Raw genomic sequence first — 18279 nt, 5'->3', positions numbered from 1 at the left:
ATTTTATGCTGGATATTCTATTTTTAATTTATCAATTACATTTAAGAGGGTGCTTTTTAAAGTATCAAGCTTTTGTTGCAATGTTGTATTGTCTGCGTCTTCACTTACTGCATTTTCAATATCCCTTACCAGTTGTTTTAGTGATACAATATTTAAATTATCAATGCTGGGCTTCATTTGATGTGCCGTTTTACTTATTTTATCCAAGTCATTTACAAGGCTGGCGGCTTCCATTTCTTTTAACATTATTGGCGTTTGTTCGCAAAATATGTTTACCATTTTTTGCATAAATGTTTCATTCCCTCTGCTTATTGCTTTTAGGGATGATAAATCATATAATTGTTGTTCGCCCATAATTTCATCTATTAATTGTGTTGAAGGATTAGGATGTTTAGTCCATTTATCCAGCATACTTAAAAATTCTTCCTCGTTAATTGGTTTTGTAATATAATCGTCCATGCCTGCCGCTAAGCACTTTTCCCGCTCTCCTTTAATAGCTTGTGCAGTAAGTGCTACAATGGGATAGTTATAACCAGTTTTACGAATTATCCGTGTTGCGTCAAATCCATTAATGCCGGGCATTTGTATATCCATTAAAACTACATCAAAACTTCGTTTTTTTATCAATTCTATGCTATTACTTCCGTTTGCAGATTCAGTTACGTTTGCTCCATAATTCTGCAATATAATAGAGGCCACAAGGCGGTTCAATTCATTATCATCGGTTACCAATATCTGTTTGTCCTTTAAAAAATCAGGCCTGAATTGAACCTTAACCTTTTCTACCAGATCTTCGTAGCGACCTTTTTTTAACTTCAGAATGCTGGTAACCCTGGTGCCTTCGTTTTTTTTGCTTTCGGCATAAATTTCCCCGTTCATCAGCTCAACCAAATCTTTACAAATACTCATACCCAGGCCTGAACCCCCGTACCGCCGGCTCACCGAGCCAGACTCCTGACTGAATTTATCAAAAAGATGGGTTAAATAAGATTCATCCATGCCAACTCCGGTATCAACAACTTCTATTTGAATTAACTGGGATGTGTGACTATCATTCAGCAATTTAAATGTTAAATCAATTACCCCCATCTCAGTAAATTTTATAGCATTGCTAATAAGGTTAAGCAGTACCTGGTTTAAACGGTAAGGGTCGCCAATTAAAACAGGCGAAATGTTTGTATCAAAGTATGAGTTACGCAGTGTGAGGCCTTTTTCTTCGGCTTTGTGTGCCAGTACCTGGATAACCCGCTTAGCAGATTCTTTTGGCTCAAAGCCGATATTCTCAATATTCAGTTTACCTGCCTCAATTTTTGAAAGGTCAAGTATATCATTAATTATTACCAATAAGTTCTCAGAGGCTGAATGAATAACATCAAGAAAAAACCGTTGTTCAGCGGCCAGGTTTGTTTTTGACAGTTGGTTACTCATGCCCATTATGGCATTCATTGGTGTCCGTATCTCATGACTCATATTAGCGAGGAAAATCTCCTGCGTATGTGCCAAATTTTCAGCACCTTTCCTTGCTTCTATTAATTCAGTTTCCTGTTTCTTTTGATCAGATATGTCCAGATAGATGCCAATTGAACCAGCTAGTTTGCCTTTATCGTTATATCGGGGCGCCCCGCTTATTAGCCACCATTTTTCTTCCCCTTTTTTATTTACGAGTTTTGTCTCGTAAGCATCGGCAATTCCGGTTTTACGTAATTTTTTCTTTTCTTTAAATATATCTTCATTATCTCCCTCGGTTAGCAATAAAGATGCGTTTTTACCCAGTAACTCATTAAGGGTATAACCGCTCATTTCACAAAAGGTATTATTGGCAAAGGTTATCAATTCATCAATATCAACTTCAACCAGGCCTAAGTTCATATTCGCTATTATATTGCGGTACTTAGCCTCGTTAATTCGTAGGGTTTCTTCAATATTCTTTCTTTCCGTAATATCCTGTATAAACCCGGTAAATACTTTTGCGCCATTTTGAGCTATATATGAAAATGACGAATGCACACCCTGCCATTTACTACCACCGCCAGGAATGGTTAACAGTGATTCATCATAAAATGGCTCAAGCGTATCCCTGCTATGCTTGTTTTTTTTAATAATTCTTTCTCTGTCTTCAGGTTGTACGTATTTTAAATAATCTTTAAAGTCTTCAGCTTTAATCCCAAATATCCTTTCAATAGCCGGGCTTATGTATCTTAAACCCTCTGTACCGTCGGGTCGGAATTCATATTCATAAATTACACCCGGTATATTTTCAGAAAGCGATTTAAATTGTTTGGCGCGTTGCTCAAGCTCTGTTTCCGTTTGTTTTATTTTGGAGATATCTGTATGGGTGCCGCTTATTCTTAATGGTTTGCCCTTTAAATCATATTCAATTACCGCGCCCCTGTCCAGTATCCATTTAGTAGTGCCGTCACTATTAACAACACGATATTCCATGCTATGTGAATCAATTAATCCGGTCTGGTAATTTAAATAGGTTGTTTTAAGCAGTTTTAATTCATCACTGGTATGTACATCCCACCAAAACATCTCGCTGCCGCTAATTTTATGAAGTACAAATCCTGGGTCGCTGCTCGTTTTTGAAAATATAGTTTTTCCGGTTTGTAAATTGTGCTCCCAAACATTATCACCAATTTTTTCAAGTACAAGCCTGAATCTTGCTTCTGATTCTTTAATCAATTCTGATGCATTTTTTTCACTGGTGATATTTTCTTCAACAGCAAAAAAGCCCATTAAACCTCCGTTTGAATTACGTATGGGTTGTCCTTGTATTCGTAGCCAATAAGCCTTACCCGATTTTGAATAATTTAAAATTTCGGTATTAAAGTGTAGGCCGTTGGCTATTTGTTTTTTTAAATAGGCAATGGTATTTGGGTCGGTATCAGGGCCTTGTAATAAGTGACCGGGCTTTTTATTTAATGCTTCTTTAAACGTGTAACCTGTTACTTTGGTAAAGCTTTTATTAACCCAGGTAATCAACCCTTTTTCATCGGTTAATATTACGGGGTTAAGGTTATCTTCTGCAATTTTTGATAAAACTTCAAGTTTCTCTTCTTTCTGCTTTTCAAGGGTAATGTCTTCCACTATGGCAAAGCATCTTGCTTCCTGGTTTTTGCCGCTTTTAAATAGTTTTCCGTTTACTCTTCCCCAAAACCAGGTACCATCTTTTCTGTAATGTATTAATTCTTCTGTAAATGAACTTTTTTTCCCAATAGATTTTGCAATGCCAGTTAACACCGAGTCATCAGTTAATGGCCCCCGGCAAAAATCAAGTGTCATCTTGCCTATAATTTCGTCGTAAGGATAGCCTGTTAACCTACAAAAACTGTCATTTACCCAAAATATTTTACCGTCAGCAGTGTTAAATACCACCCCGTTATCATTTGAGCTAGCCACCAGCGAAAGCTGCAATAAATGTTGCATCGCCCCCTTACGCGTAAAATCATCATTTCCCAAATTTTTTGTGTCCATGTTTTAGCAACCGTAATTTCCTTATGCAGCTAAAAACTGTACCAAGTAATATATTGGGGTTAATTTGACTAATAACAGGGTATATACGCTAATTGACCTGATGTGTTATTCTATATTTTGGAAAAAAATCTCAATTACGGAAATCCTTTAGTTTAATTCACCGCTTTGAATCATTTTATAAATAGTGCTCTTGCCAATATCAAGTGCCTGGGCTGTGGCAATTACATCATCATTGTATTTGTGAAGGTATATTTTAATAATCTCGCAGGTTTGTTCACGCAGGGTTCTACCTTCCATTACAAACACATTATCTTTTTTGGTTGAGTTAAAAGTAATATCATCGGCCTTAATCTCATTATTGTCGCACATTACGGCGGCTAAATCAATTATGGCTTTTAGTTCCCGTACATTTCCCGGAAAATGGTAGTGTAATAATTTGTTTTTTGCTTCCTGCAACATGGTAATAGCACCCATTTTATTTTGCCTGGCAAAGTCATCAACAAAGTATTTTGCAAGAATCAATATGTCATTTCCACGTTGCCTTAATGGGGGAAGTTCTATTGGCAAACCAATTATCCTGTAATACAGATCTTCTCTGAAATTTCCTTTTTTTACTTCTTCTGCCAAATTTTTATGCGTGGCTACAATTACGCGGATGTCCAATTTGATTTTTTCATTGCCCCCAACCCTTACCACTTCACGCTCTTGTAAAACGCGTAATATTTTGCTTTGAACAGCTAAATCAAGTTCGGCAATCTCATCCAAAAAAATGGTACCACCGTTTGCTTCTTCAAACTTGCCTGTTTTGCGCGCTACTGCGCCAGTAAATGCCCCTTTTTCGTATCCAAATAATTCACTCTCAATTAATTCGCGTGGTATAGCAGCCATGTTTACAGGCACAAAAGCTTTCTTTTTGCGTTCGCTATTATAATGTATGCCCTTTGCAACTACTTCTTTCCCGGTACCGGTTTCACCCGTAATGGATACGTTTATATTTGTTTTGGATGCCTTTTCCATCATCCCAAAAATCTTCTTTAATACATCACTCTGGCCTATAATAGTTTTCTCAAAAGAAAATTTTTGGCCAAGCTCTTCCCGCAGTATTTCCACTTCCTTTTTTAACGACTGTGTTTCCCGTATCTTAATAATACTGTTCCATAACAAATCTTTGGTCGATTCATCTTTTACCAGGTAATCACTTACCCCCATCTTTAACAAGCTAACCGCCACCGCAATATTCTCTTGTGCACTGATCACGATAACCGGAATCTGCGAATTTACTTCTCTTATTTTTAGGTAAAGCTTGTCGCCAAGCATATCAGGCAGTGAAAAATCAAGTGTTATTAAATCGGGCTGTAGGTACAATTTATCCAATAGCTCTTTTCCAGTTTCAAAACGTGTTACTTTATAATCGGGGTTTAAACTAATATGATATTGGAGAATTTCCCCATACCAGCGATTGTCTTCAACAATAAAAATATTATAAGCACTCATATTCTGAAAGAGTTAAGGATGGATTTCTAAAATTCAATACGCAAAGGAGCACAAAAAATTCACTCACATGCAATTGCCTAAAATTAAATATTTATAAACTATATATTAATATGTAAATTGCCTAATGATTAAAAATGTGCCCCTTATTTATAAAATTAAAAAGAACCTGAACTTAAAATACCGTTAAAACACGGGTTGCGAGTGCTGTTTATTTTTGTAACTTTTATGAAAATCGCCATGGTTGTTAAACCTGTAGTTGTGAAAATAGCCTTATTAGTTAAATATTGCGCTATTGATTAACAATGCTGGCATTTTTTGATGCTGAATTAACCAATATGTCAATAAAACCTAACCGTAATAATAAAACGCTTCCACGCCAAAAAGTGCAAGACAAGCGGCAGATTGATGAAAAGCTATGCCGGGCAATGGTTAACAGTATTGTTGATTATGCCGTGATTTTAACAGACCCACAGGGTTTAATTATTAGCTTAAACAAAGGAGCTGAACTTATACTGCAATATAATGAACGTGAAGTAACAGGCAAACCGGTAACTATTTTTTATCCTGACGAAACCTTATCAACTGATGGCCCTGATATGAACTTACAGGAAGCCCTTATCAATAACAATTACCAGGTAAAAGGATGGCGGGTAAAAAAGGATGGCACTAAATTCATGGCCAATATCCATTATACCGCCTTGTATGATGAAAACCATCATTTATTAGGCTACACCAAAATAATATACGAGATAAAAGAAAATGGGATAGCCGGAAATGATAATAAAATAAAGCATAACCACGCTGAAAATAATATCAGTTTCAGAAAACTTATTGAAAACAGTTATAGCGGCATATTTCTGCTTGATAAGGATTTTAAAGTTATTTACAGGAGCCTCTCGGCACAAAGGATCAGTGGCTGGAGCACAACTGATGTAATAAAAGCCGGAATGAGTGAATTAATTCATCCCGATGACAGGGAGAGGGTGCGCCTGCTGCTTAATGAGGTATTAAAATCTCCTGGTGTACCAAAAGCTTGTGTCTATCAATCAAAACATTTTAATGGCGATTATATGTGGCTTGATTGCGTATTTACTAATTTTTTAAACGAGCCTAATGTTAATGCTATCGTCTGCAATTTTATTGATGTAACAGAAAAACGTGTTATCGAACAAAAAGCAATTGAAGGCGAAAAGTTTATTAAAACTATTACTGACAATTTACCGGCCCTTATTGCTTACTGGACCGCAGACCGGCATTGCCTGTTTGCCAATAAACCTTACTCCGATTGGTTTGAAAAACAACCGGAAGAAATGATAAATATTAGTAAAAAAGAACTGTTAGGGGAGGAGGAATACAAAAAAGATGAAATTTATATATCTGGAGTTTTAAGTGGAATACCTCAAAGCTATGAACGTACATTTTATAATCCGGGTGGTAGGCGGATTTTTACGCATACCCAATATATTCCGGATAAGGTTGAAGGTGAAGTAAAAGGTTTTTATTCGCTGATATATGATATAACGGAAGTAAAGTTGGCCGAGCAGGAGATAAATAAAAAAACGGCCCAGATTGAAAATTTGCTTGAAAATATTTTAGATGGTTTTATAGCGCTTGATGGAAATTTACGCTACACGTATACTAATAAGCAAATTGGAAAACTTTTAGGCATTCCGCATGAATCTTTAATAGGGAGATATATTTGGGATGTTTTTCCTGATTTGGTAGGTTCAGAGTTTTATAGAATTATTGAACGGGCCAATGCCGAAAAAATTAACTTAAGCAATGAGGATTTTTATGCCCCTTTAAATTCATGGCAGGAAAACAGGGTTTATCCTACAGATAATGGCATTTCCATATTTGTAAGAGATATAACCCAACGTAAAATTGAAGAACAGCAAACAGAATTACTTGCTGAAATAAGTGCCATTTTTAATGAGCCATGGCAATTAAATGATATTTTATACAAAGTATTAAAGAGATTGGCTGATTATGGAGATTTTAGCATGGCCGAGGTCTGGCTAACTTCATCGGATATGAAAAAGGCGCACCTGGCTGTTAAATACGCCGGCACACAGGCTATTAGTACGTTCTATAAAGAAAGTAATGAGCTAAAGAACCTTGTAAAGGGAGAAGGATTACCCGGAGTTGTTTGGGAAACCGGAAAGGTTCAGTTTATACCGGATCTTATTGAAAATGAAATTTTTACTCGTAAAAAGGCAGCCCAAAAAGCTGGTTTAAAAAGTGCCTACGGAATTCCGCTCCGTTTTAAAAATGAAATTATCGGCATCATTATTTTAGGGTTAAACCGGGAAGAAAAGCAGCAAGGTGTATTTACCGCCTTGTTTGAAAAGTTCAATAAAAATTTCGGGATAGAGATTCAGAGAAAGAAGCTGGAGGATGAACTAAATCAATTATTCAATTCAGCACCTGATGTGATATGTACTGCAGGAGTTGATGGGTACTGGAAAAAAGTTAACCCGGCAATGATGAAATTACTTGATTACACTGAGCTTGAATTACTAAACCGGCCTTTGATGGAATTTATTCATCCGGATGACAGGCCCGGGTCAATAGCGCAATTCAGGGAAATTACTGATGGAGAAGCCGTGACTTATTTTGAAAACCGGTATATAACAAGAACCGGTAAAATAAAAAGGTTTGCCTGGACCACATCGGCAGCCTCGCCAGATGGACTGGTTTATTGCGTTGCCAAAGATATCACAGACAAAAGAGAACTGGAGGATTTGCTGAAAAAAGCAACCACCCTTGCCCGTATTGGCGGCTGGGATATTGATCTGGTAAAAGGTACGGTACATTGGTCTGATATAACCAGGGAAATACACGAGGTTGATGCTGATTTTAAGCCTGATTTGGAGAGTGGGGTAAGTTTTTATAAGGGTGAGAGCAAAAATTACATTACTCAAAAGGTGAAAGATGCGATGGAGAAAGGAACATCATGGGATGTTGAACTACAGATCATTACGGCGCGTGGTAACGAGAAATGGATAAGGGTTATTGGCGAAGCCGAAATGCGGGGTACCAAGTGTATAAGGGTGTATGGTAGTTTTCAGGATATTGACGCACGGAAAAAGGCCGAGATTTTTGTAACTGAAATTCTGGAAGAAAGGAATATCATATTAGAAAGCATAGGTGATGCTTTTTTTGCTGTAGATAAAAACTGGATAGTTACCTATTGGAATAACATGGCTGAAAAAGTACTTGGCAAGTCAAAACAAGAAATGCTTAACCATAATTTATGGGATGTATTTGTTGATTCAATAGATTCAGAATCTTATAGGAACTATCATTTGGCTATTGAAAACAACAGTGCCATGCATTTTGAAGATTATTATCAACCTCTTGATAAATGGTATGAAATAAGTGCTTATCCTTCAGCGTCGGGCCTGTCTGTTTATTTTAAAGATACAACCGAAAGAAAGGTCTCGGAGAGCAAGCTTAAAGAATTGAATGAAAGTTTGCAAATACATACAAAAGAGCTGGCAACCTCAAATGCCGAGTTAGAGCAATTTGCCTACGTTGCATCGCACGATTTGCAGGAGCCGCTCAGAATGATTACGGGTTTTCTGACCCAGATAGAGCGAAAATATGGCGACACATTGGATGAGAAAGGTAGGCAGTATATAAACTTTGCTGTTGATGGCGCTAAAAGAATGCGCCAGATAATACTTGATCTGCTCGAGTTTTCGAAAGTAGGTGTTTTGGAGGATAGTTTGGAGGAGATAAACGTGGAGGAGCTTATTAGTGATATTATGGCCCTTTATCGCAAACAAATTGAAGAAAAAAAAGCAAAAGTTTTATTTAACAATTTGCCCGTAATCAGTGCATATAAAACTCCGTTAAGGCAAATATTAACAAATCTTATCAGCAATGGCTTAAAATATAGCAAGACAGGTATTCCGCCCCAAATTAAGATTGAGTGTAAAGAAAAACAAAGCCACTGGCAATTTTCGGTAAGTGATAACGGGATAGGTATTGAATCGGTTTACTTTGATAAAATATTTATAATTTTTCAACGACTGCATAACAGAGATGAATATGCGGGTACCGGAATGGGTCTTGCTTTAGTAAAAAAAATAGTTGAAAGCCGGGGTGGGAAAATTTGGATAGAATCTGCCGAGAACATAGGAAGTACTTTTTATTTTACCATTTTAAAAAATAAGCGTTTATGAAACCGATAAATATTTTACTGGTTGAAGATAATGAAGGTGACATTTTACTTACTACAGAGGCGCTTGAAGAGTGTAAAATAGTTAATAAAATAACCATTATAAAAGATGGCAAAGCTGCAGTTAACTTTTTTGAGTATTTGAATAAGAATGATATACCCGACATTGTTTTATTGGATGTAAACCTGCCAAAAATGAGTGGCCATGAAGTATTAATGTATATAAAGAATCATGACAACTATAAACAGATCCCAGTTATAATGTTGACTACTTCATCATCAGAAAAAGATATTATGATATCCTATAAAAATCATGTTAATTGTTATATAACCAAGCCTGTTGATGCCATTGACTTTATAAAAGCTATTTCCAAAATTGAAGATTTTTGGATCAATATCGTTTCCATCCCCAGAAATTAAAAAAATGACTTCAGATAAACATGCCTACAAAATTTTTGTGATTGAAGATAACCCGGGAGATTTTGCCTTGGTTGAAGATTTCTTATTTGAACAAATTGTAACCCCGAAAATATCGCATGCTACAACTTGTAATCAAGCCCTTGAAATTTTAACAGACAATAAGTTTGATGTTATTCTTTTGGATCTCTCCCTGCCTGACAGAACCGGAGAATTACTTATAGAAGGTATTATTGAATTATGTAAAAATACCCCTGTGATTGTTTTAACCGGCTATGTTGATTTTTCGTTTGGTGTAAAATCAATCTCGCTGGGTGTTTCAGATTATATTTTAAAGGACGAGTTAACGGCAATGTCCTTGTATAAAAGCATTATTTACAGCATCGAGCGCAAGAAAAATATCTTAGACCTGAAACAATCTGAAAAAAGGTACAGCGATCTGTTTAATTTAAGTCCATTGCCAATGTACGTTGTTGATCTGGAAACGTTAAAGTTTCTTGATGTTAATAATGCTACTGTAATTCATTACGGATTCAGCAAGCCGGAGTTTTTAAATATGACGTTGAAAGATATAAGGCCAGTTGAAGAAATTCAGTATCTCTATCGCGGGTTGGAAGAGGATAAACGGAATCCAAATGAAAACTCCAGTAGATTAATGATCCACAAAAAGAAAAATGGCAATATAATAAATGTTGAAGTTCAAATTGCCCCTGTTCAATACAAAGGCAAAAACGCTTCAATTGTAATAGCGACTGATATAACCGAAAGGTTAAAGTATATTGAAACTATTGAAGATCAGAATGAAAAATTAAAGGAAATTTCATGGATCCAGTCACACGTAGTGAGAGGTCCTCTTTCCCGGATAATGGGACTCGTCCCTCTGGCGAGCGACAATTATGATTCTTTGGAAGAAAAAGAAAAAATATTGGAATACATTTCAAGTTCAGCTAATGAATTGGACGAGATTATAAAAAGTATTACGGATAAATCTAAAGTAGAGGATTTTCAGCCTTTAATGGGTAAAACCACGTGGCTTTAAACAATTACTTTTACCCATTCCTTTTTTTCAAAATCATACCGTTTAATAACTTTAGCCGGGTTGCCAACTGCAACGCTATAAGGCGGAATATTTTTGGTAACTACAGCTCCACCGGCAACCACGCTATGTTTGCCAATAGTTACACCGGCTGTTATAACTGCGTTTGCCCCAATCCAAACCTCGTCTTCAATAATTATGGGTGCTGTTGTTACCTTTTGCAGTCTGATAGGTAAATTAACATCAGTATAGGTATGATTTAACCCGCTGGCTACAATGTTTTGTGCTAAAATAACCTGGTTGCCAATAGTAACGGGGCCTATTAATACGCTTCCCAAACCAATACGGCAATCATCTCCAATAAACACATCGCCAACTCCATTATTTACCGTACAAAAATCTTCTACGGTAGAATTGGCCCCAATGCTGAATTTTTGGAAAGGAAACAAATCCATCCTGGTATACCGGCGAATAACCGATTTTTTACCAAAATGATGCATAAAAGGGGTAATAAAGAATCTGATCCAAAAACGCGGCCGTGCATTTCTTACGATCATTTTATACACCATATTTTTTATGCGCGGACTTGACTTTATTTTAGCCGACAAACTCATCATTTAAAAGTTTAATTATTAATGCGATGTTATCGCTTTTATAAATTTTGCAGGTACACCGCCAACTAATGTAAATGCAGGCACATCCTTAGTTACAACGGCACCGGCTGCTATAACTGCACCTTCACCTATTGATACGCCCTTTAAAATGGTAGCTCGTGTGGCTATCCACACATTATCACCAATGATAATGGCCTCCTTGCCTGATGTTGCTTCCCTTTTACCCACATCATGAAAATCATCATCCATCATAATTACCTGGTTGGCTATATGGCAGTTTTTGCCAATTTTTATGTGCCTGCGGGATGTTATAATAGTACCTGTATTAATAAAAGTATTGTTGCCAATTTCAATAGTAGCACGCGGCCCGGCAGATATTTGCGTAGTGCCTATATGTGACCAGATTTTACAGTTATTACCTATTATTATTTTGCCTTTTGCTATTATATTCAACCTTCCCTTAACGGTTACCATTCTCCCTTTTGTGCAATTTCTGAGCCTTATCGATGCGTTTATCAGGTTTAAAGAACCTTTTAACATAGTCTTTATCAGCACCCACCGTATGTATATATTTTCTTTGGTTGATTCAGGTTGCCTGTCATAATAGTCAATAGACAGCACTCTTAACCGCTCTAATACTCTTTCTTTAATATTCATTGTTAAATCATCGCTTCAACTTCGTGATAAATCTCAACAGTTTTTTTAATGGCAATATCCCAGGTAAATAAAGCAGCACGTTTTTTTCCGTTTGCTGATAATTTTTCTGCAAGTTCATTGTCTGTTAGTATAAGCTGAGCCGCAAAAGCCAACGATGTTGGATTTTTAGGATCGATAAACAGCGCAGCATCACCTGCTATTTCTGGCATGCATGAAACAGATGAAGTAACTACCGGTATTCCGCTGGCCATGGCCTCAACTATTGGCAAACCAAAGCCTTCGCTAAATGAGGGGAACCACAACATACATGCTGCCTGGTAAATAGCAGGTAAATCAATATAACCCACATAACCAATAAGGTCGATTTCTTTTTCCAACCATTCTAGTTTTTCGTGTTTAAGTAAATGCTGTAGCTGCTCTTTTTTTAAGCCCTTCATAACCAATCTGGGTGCTGCCGGGTTATGCAATAATAATTGTGCATAAGCGTGTACCACCCCAATATTGTTTTTCCGGGCATCAGTATTTCCCATAAAAAAGATATAGCCTTTTTTTAAGCCAAATTTTTGAAGTACGTCATCAATTTGTGCCTGGCTGTAGTGATCAAAAAAACGTTCATCAGCACCATTATAAATTACCTTAACCTTTTCAGCAGGGATCTGGAGTTTTTCTACAATCAGCTTTTTTTGAAACTCCGAAACTGTTATAATACGCAATGCTTTTTTTGCTATAATTGAAACTGTAAGACTTCGGTATAAATTACCCAATCGCTGATACCAGCTTGCTTTGGCCAGGATATTTGATTTTTCGAGAAATATGATGTCATGCAGGGTCAATATCAGTGGCATTGCGCCTGATAATGGTGCTGTGTTGGCGGTGCAATGCAAAATATCTGCTTTTAATTTGCGGCATGCTTTAGGTAAAAAATATTGCTCCCAGATAAAATAAGGGGCCTTTCTTATAGTATGAACTATTCTGTGAGGGATTGAGGTAATACAGCGGTCGCTATCGTCCTTAACCATTACATGATAATCAATGGTGTCGGTACCTAAAGGAAGACGTTTTAAGAGTTCCTGAGCAACAACATCCATTCCATGCTTACGTGGCCTGAATATCCGTTGCACTTCAATAGCAATCTGTAATTTAGCTTTTTCAAAAATTTCCTGATTCGGGAGTAAAATATTTTCGGCTAATAGCATATTATTAAAGTTTAGTATTGATTACTTATTAATTAAAACAATATAATCTATAAATATGCCATATATTTAAGTGTCTATATATCAATTATTTAAATTAAAAATTTGTTCCATAAAATGGAATGTTTCCATAAATTATACGGGTCTTTTGGAGCGCGAAAAGTATAGGGCATTAAAAAAGGCCAACGATTCCTTGAAATCATCAGCCCTCTAACCAATAGTAAAAATCATTTTATACGCTCTCTTTTTGAAGCAACGCAGGTATTGTTCTCAATATTAATTTCAAATCGTATTTTAAGCTATGGCTCTGTGCATACTTGTTATCAAGCATCAGCCTTTCCTCTTCACTCATTTCGCCTTTACCACGCTTTTCCACCTGCCACAAGCCAGTAATCCCTGCCGGAGCCGAGAACCTTAATACATATTTGTCAGTTGTTAATTTTTCAGCTTCATACAGTGGCAATGGCCTGTTGCCAACAATGCTCATGTCGCCAATTATCACATTCCATAATTGAGGTAGCTCATCAATACTTGTATTCCTGATAAAATTACCTATCCTGGTAATCCGAGGATCATTCTTTATCTTAAAAAATGCGGAATTTGAAGTTGATTTCTTTTCGGTCCTGAAATCCTTTTCACACCATTCAATGCCATCAGCAAACAAAGGGTATTGGCATTTATTATAGGCTCTGCAATCATTGCATAAGCCGTGGTTTAAAACAGCAGGTTCTTTTTCATTTGCGGCATCAATATTATACTGGTTCAGGTGCTTTAAATCTTTTAGCCTGGCATCTGCATTAACATACATTGACCGGAATTTATAGAATTTAAATATCTGGTATCCAGAGCCCACACGCAGGGCATAATAAAAAGCAGGCCCCTTTGATTCCAGTTTTATCATTAAATAAATAATCAGAAACAATGGAGATAATACCAAAAGTGCCGTGCCGGCAAAAAACAAATCAAAAGCTCTTTTTGCAATGCCAATACCTTTAATATTGGCTCTTTTTGGTTGCGAAATATTATTCAGTTTTGATTGGTTATCGATTAAAAAATTAACCTTCTTCTCAATCTTTACCGGGTTTAGGGGCAATTTAAATGCATCAGTAATACCTGCAGCCAGGGCCAGTTTGGATAGGTTTGTATTTAAATGGTTTACTACTAAAAAAAACGGAACTTCAGGCAAGCCCTTTTTTTTGAGTGCCTCAATTAAAGGAATACCCCCGGGTGCCATAATTTCGCTGAATGAAATAATAGCAACAATATGAAGATTGTCTGTTTGCCATGCTGAAACCATTTTAATACCATTGGCAAATTGCATTATGTATCTGTCCTTAAAGTCGCAATTTATAAATACAGATAACTGATCATCTTCAAATCCAACTATAGCTATAATTGGTGTTGTGGCGGTTAAGGTTTGCTCCATATTTATAAGTTTAAGGTCAATTTACCCATCCTTCTTAAAATAACTTTTATCCTTGCATCCAGTTCAGCAGGATTAAACGGTTTTACAATAAAATCGTCGGCACCTGCATTTAGGCATTCAATCCTTTTGGCTGTGCTTTCCTCACCAGAAAGAATGATAATTGGAATGGAGTAAAAGAAATCACTGATTTTTATTTGTTCAATAAGCTCAAGGCCACCTAACTGCGGCGTATTTAAGTCGGCTATAATTAAATCAGGAAGATTACCTCTTTGCATACTGGCCAAGGCATCGAACCCATTTGGATAAATAGCTACTTCATAAGTGGCCTGCAAAAACTCCTGAAGTACGGCTTGCATAAACAAGTCATCTTCAACTACAAACACTTTAATATTATTAGGATTTGAAAAATTCATAAAATATGTTTTTTAAGTTTTATTTAACATTTATAGTAATTTAAAGTAGATACCCTATAAACATGCCATTACTTAATGTATTGACTATTAGTTAATTAATAAATTAACATTTTCCAGAATATGGAAGAAAGTCCAATAACTGAAAAAACTATAAGTTGATTTTTTTAAGGCTTTAGATACACTTATTTAAAAATTGCAGCCTTTTAAAGAGGTGAAATGGAATACTGAACCACTCTGAGTATCTCCTCCATATTTAAGATTATTTTCCATTATCTGGAAATAAAACCCATATAAACTAAATTATAAATAACTAATAATCAGATATTTAATTTAAATATAGGCTTTGGTATAGTTTTGCACTTAGTAGGTTAACCGATAATAAAACAGTAAATCAATTGCTAATTAATTACCGGAAAACATTATCAAATAGAAATGAGAATAAAAGTTTTTTCAACCCTGTTTCTTTTAATACTTCACTATGCCTGTTACGCACAAACAACAGGTGCGGAAAGAAAATCAGCACCTGTATTGCTTGATGAGCAAAAGGAATTGCAACAACAAATAGTACCGCTCGATAGTATTTTGGAGCTTGCTGTAAATAATTCGCCGTCTGTTAAATTTCAAAACGATTTGATTGAAGCGGCAAAATCACAATTGGAATTTAGTAAAAAGCAATGGTCAAATAACGTAGTGGGCTTTGTAAACTACTCAGCCGGCAATCAAAGTATTGTTTCGGCCGATAGTCAGTCACCGGGCACACAAACCTCCTCTAATGTAACTAACGGTTTAAGGGTAGGTGTTCAGGTAAACTTGCCGCTGTTTGAGTTGTTGGGTCGCAAGTCTCAAACAAAAATCTATAAGCACGATCTCAACTCAACCATTAACAAAAAGGATGAGTCTATACAGGAGCTTAAAAAGGAAGTAATACTTCAATATTATAACCTTTTATATTCAAGCAATTTGCTGGCTATCCGCAGTGATGCAAAACAGTCTACCACAAGTGAATATGCGATAGCCGAAAAACAGTTCAGGGATGGAATAATTGATTTAGGAGAGCTCTCCCGCTTAAAAACAATAGAGGTAAATGCCCGTGCAGATTACGAGGAAGCAAAACGCCAGTTTTCAACCTATTACAACCAATTTGAAGTATTGGTTGGTGTGCCATTTCAACAATTAATTTTAAAAAGATAAGCATGGTACATTATATAAAATTATTGTTGCAGTACACCAAATGGCTTATTTTATTACCCATTATATGTGCCATTACTGTTTTCTTTCTTACTAAAAAAGCTAAAAAAGAATACTCCAGCTCAACTACTTTATATACAGGTGTAGCCAGCGGCTATTCAATAACCAGTACTGAAGATGAAAGACTGGACTACTTTGCAGTCAACAATGCATTTGATAACCTTTTAGCCTCGGCTAAATCGCGCGAAACCATTGAACAGGTTTCACTGCATTTACTTGCGGAGCACCTTTTATTAACAAAACCCGATCCTCATGTTTTAGGCAGTGCAGGTTTTGAAAGCCTCAGAAAACTGGTTGACAATAGGCTGTTAGCGCGTGCAAAACAGCTAAAAGATCCTCAAAGTGTTTACAACTATATCAACCAGCTTTATACATCTCAAGATGATAATGTAATAACTGATATTTTAAATAAACCAGGCTCATTTTATAGTATTGATGATCTGAAATCAAACCTGGTAGTAACCCGAATCAATACCAGTGATATTATCCAGGTGGTTTATTCAGGTAATGACCCTGCGGTTTGTTTACGCGTACTTCAATTACACAGCAGTATTTTTACTGCAAATTATAAACGTCTTAAATCTGACCAAACCTATAGTGCCGTTCAATATTTTGAAACAAAGCTTGCTGATGCCAAAACCAGGCTGGCGGCATCAGAGAATGATTTAAAAGTATTTGGACAGAAGAACAGAGTAATAAATTATTACGAACAAACCAGGTACGTTGCCCAGGCAAAAGAAGAGCTTGATAAAGAAATTTATGCCGAAAAAGTGAACCAAAGCGGCAGCAAACACGCGTTGTTGCAAGTTGATAAGAAGCTAAGTTCACGGGAAAACCAGGTTTCGAATGGACTGAGTCTGATAAATCTGCGGCAGCATTTAAGTGAGGCTAACTCAGGTTTGGAACGGGCAAAAGTTTATAATAACACAGCGAAGATTAACGAGTTTTCGAAAAGAGTTAAAATGCTGGATGACTCTTTAAAATCAGAGTCCAACAAATATCTTAATTTAAATTATACGCCAGAGACCATTCCGCGCCCTAGTCTTATACAGCAATATATAGACAATTCTGTAAGTAGTGATAAAGCTACAGCTGGGCTGGGTGTACTTAATAATCAAAAACAAAATTACCTTAATGAGATAGATGAACTTGCGCCTCTTGGTTCTACATTAAAACAGCTTGAGCGCCAGATAGATATTAATGAAAAAGAATACCTGGCCATTTTAAATGGTTTACACCTGGCCCGGCTGCGCCAAAGCAATCTATCCCTCAATTCAAATATTGTGGTACAGGATAAGCCGTTTTTTCCATTGCAGCCACAAGCATCAACCCGGGGATTACTGATAGGACTTTCATTTTTTGTGGGTTTTATATTGGTGGTGACGTTTGCCATTGGAAAAGAGTTTATGGATTCTTCTATCCGTAGTCCCGAAAGGGCAAAAAAAACTATAGGGCTTCCCTTGGCCGGGGTATCCATTACGGGTGGGGTGACTATAATGCCTTACCAGCACGCCCTCCGGAATTTGCTTGCAGAAAAATTTGTAAGCACTATTCTTCCTTACATCTCCAAACCAATTGAAGATAACGGTAACGCGCAAATATCAATCATTACAACCAAGGCTGGTGTTTTCCCGAAAACAGATTTAAAACGGCTGCATAAGTTTTTATCATCACTATATAATGATACCTATTGGATTGTTCCTATAAATTATTCAGAGGTTTTCACAGCAGCATTACCTCAAAATGCTTTCGCAGTTTACACACCTAACCTGGTGCATCTCAACTACAAAAATGTATATGAGCTGGTAAATGAAACTCCACAGAAACACCAACTGACTATTTATATCTCCCCCGATTTATCACAAAGCAGTTTGCCTGTTTCGTTTGCAAAATCATCCGATTTAATGCTGCTGGCATTTAAAGCCAATGATACATGGTTGCCGCTTGATAAGGAGATATTAATAAAAGTAAAGGCCGCCATTAATGATATTCCATTTTTTACCTGGCTTATAAATACTGACGAGGCTAACCTTGACGGTTTAATAGGGGAGGTCCCCAAAAAAAGGAGCTGGCTACGCAAAAAAATAAAAAAACTATTAACCCTGAACCTTAAATAAA

The 18279-nt window shown here is 36.5% G+C and carries 12 protein-coding genes; 5 read left to right on the top strand and 7 right to left on the bottom strand.

Features of this window, described 5'->3' with window-relative positions; all coding sequences use genetic code 11:
* Positions 1-3 precede the first annotated feature (3 nt).
* The gene (locus JN11_RS21030) at positions 4-3477 is read right to left on the bottom strand and encodes a PAS domain S-box protein (RefSeq protein ID WP_144915863.1); all 3474 of its coding nucleotides are present in this window, start codon (positions 3475-3477) and stop codon (positions 4-6) included.
* 147 nt (positions 3478-3624) lie between these two features.
* Positions 3625-4971 (bottom strand): sigma-54-dependent transcriptional regulator, encoded by a 1347-nt coding sequence (locus JN11_RS21025; RefSeq protein WP_144915860.1) that lies wholly within the window; start codon positions 4969-4971, stop codon positions 3625-3627.
* A 302-nt stretch (positions 4972-5273) separates the two neighbouring features.
* On the opposite strand from JN11_RS21025, the gene JN11_RS21020 reads away from it, so the two are divergent.
* The 3 genes from JN11_RS21020 to JN11_RS21010 are packed head-to-tail and all read left to right on the top strand — an operon-like array spanning position 5274 to position 10613.
* Positions 5274-9161: a PAS domain S-box protein gene (locus JN11_RS21020; protein WP_144915857.1), complete on the top strand. Its 3888-nt coding sequence runs from the start codon at positions 5274-5276 to the stop codon at positions 9159-9161.
* Positions 9158-9577: a response regulator gene (locus tag JN11_RS21015; protein ID WP_144915855.1), complete on the top strand. Its 420-nt coding sequence runs from the start codon at positions 9158-9160 to the stop codon at positions 9575-9577. Before JN11_RS21020 ends, JN11_RS21015 begins: the two co-directional genes overlap by 4 nt.
* A 4-nt stretch (positions 9578-9581) precedes the next feature.
* Positions 9582-10613, top strand: a complete 1032-nt coding sequence (locus JN11_RS21010) for a PAS domain S-box protein (protein ID WP_144915852.1) — start codon at positions 9582-9584, stop codon at positions 10611-10613.
* Here JN11_RS21010 and JN11_RS21005 read toward each other — a convergent pair.
* The 5 genes from JN11_RS21005 to JN11_RS20985 all read right to left on the bottom strand — a co-directional run bounded on the left by JN11_RS21005 (position 10610) and on the right by JN11_RS20985 (position 14913).
* Positions 10610-11167 (bottom strand): acyltransferase, encoded by a 558-nt coding sequence (locus tag JN11_RS21005; protein WP_246139066.1) that lies wholly within the window; start codon positions 11165-11167, stop codon positions 10610-10612. The genes JN11_RS21010 and JN11_RS21005 overlap by 4 nt on opposite strands.
* A 75-nt stretch (positions 11168-11242) precedes the next feature.
* Positions 11243-11881, bottom strand: coding sequence for an acyltransferase (locus tag JN11_RS24935; protein ID WP_170227816.1), 639 nt, complete (start codon positions 11879-11881; stop codon positions 11243-11245).
* A gap of 2 nt (positions 11882-11883) precedes the next feature.
* Positions 11884-13077, bottom strand: coding sequence for a glycosyltransferase family 4 protein (locus tag JN11_RS20995; RefSeq protein ID WP_144915851.1), 1194 nt, complete (start codon positions 13075-13077; stop codon positions 11884-11886).
* Between the two features lie 229 nt (positions 13078-13306).
* Complete coding sequence (locus JN11_RS20990; protein ID WP_144915848.1) at positions 13307-14500, bottom strand: sugar transferase; 1194 nt, start codon at positions 14498-14500, stop codon at positions 13307-13309.
* Positions 14501-14502: 2 nt separating this feature from the next.
* Positions 14503-14913 carry a response regulator transcription factor gene (locus tag JN11_RS20985; protein WP_144915845.1) on the bottom strand — a complete coding sequence of 137 codons (411 nt, stop codon included), beginning with the start codon at positions 14911-14913 and terminating at the stop codon, positions 14503-14505.
* A 432-nt stretch (positions 14914-15345) separates the two neighbouring features.
* Here JN11_RS20985 and JN11_RS20980 point away from each other — a divergent pair, with 432 nt between their 5' ends.
* Positions 15346-16104, top strand: a complete 759-nt coding sequence (locus JN11_RS20980) for a TolC family protein (RefSeq protein ID WP_144915844.1) — start codon at positions 15346-15348, stop codon at positions 16102-16104.
* Between the two features lie 2 nt (positions 16105-16106).
* Positions 16107-18278: a GumC family protein gene (locus JN11_RS20975; RefSeq protein ID WP_144915841.1), complete on the top strand. Its 2172-nt coding sequence runs from the start codon at positions 16107-16109 to the stop codon at positions 18276-18278.
* Position 18279 lies beyond the last annotated feature (1 nt).

This window comes from Mucilaginibacter frigoritolerans (assembly GCF_007830615.1).
In the GTDB taxonomy this organism is placed as follows: Bacteria; Bacteroidota; Bacteroidia; order Sphingobacteriales; family Sphingobacteriaceae; genus Mucilaginibacter; species Mucilaginibacter frigoritolerans.
The sequence above is the reverse complement of the archived record's forward strand: the minus strand, read 5'-3'. Positions and strand labels throughout refer to the sequence as shown.

Excerpts from the sequence above, each read along its gene's own strand:
- JN11_RS21030 (WP_144915863.1), bottom strand. The coding sequence starts at position 3,477 with ATGGACACAAAAAATTTGGGAAATGATGATTTTACGCGTAAGGGGGCG.
- JN11_RS21025 (WP_144915860.1), bottom strand. The coding sequence starts at position 4,971 with ATGAGTGCTTATAATATTTTTATTGTTGAAGACAATCGCTGGTATGGG.
- JN11_RS21020 (WP_144915857.1), top strand. The coding sequence starts at position 5,274 with ATGCTGGCATTTTTTGATGCTGAATTAACCAATATGTCAATAAAACCT.
- JN11_RS21015 (WP_144915855.1), top strand. The coding sequence starts at position 9,158 with ATGAAACCGATAAATATTTTACTGGTTGAAGATAATGAAGGTGACATT.
- JN11_RS21010 (WP_144915852.1), top strand. The coding sequence starts at position 9,582 with ATGACTTCAGATAAACATGCCTACAAAATTTTTGTGATTGAAGATAAC.
- JN11_RS21005 (WP_246139066.1), bottom strand. The coding sequence starts at position 11,167 with ATGATCGTAAGAAATGCACGGCCGCGTTTTTGGATCAGATTCTTTATT.
- JN11_RS24935 (WP_170227816.1), bottom strand. The coding sequence starts at position 11,881 with ATGAATATTAAAGAAAGAGTATTAGAGCGGTTAAGAGTGCTGTCTATT.
- JN11_RS20995 (WP_144915851.1), bottom strand. The coding sequence starts at position 13,077 with ATGCTATTAGCCGAAAATATTTTACTCCCGAATCAGGAAATTTTTGAA.
- JN11_RS20990 (WP_144915848.1), bottom strand. The coding sequence starts at position 14,500 with ATGGAGCAAACCTTAACCGCCACAACACCAATTATAGCTATAGTTGGA.
- JN11_RS20985 (WP_144915845.1), bottom strand. The coding sequence starts at position 14,913 with ATGAATTTTTCAAATCCTAATAATATTAAAGTGTTTGTAGTTGAAGAT.
- JN11_RS20980 (WP_144915844.1), top strand. The coding sequence starts at position 15,346 with ATGAGAATAAAAGTTTTTTCAACCCTGTTTCTTTTAATACTTCACTAT.
- JN11_RS20975 (WP_144915841.1), top strand. The coding sequence starts at position 16,107 with ATGGTACATTATATAAAATTATTGTTGCAGTACACCAAATGGCTTATT.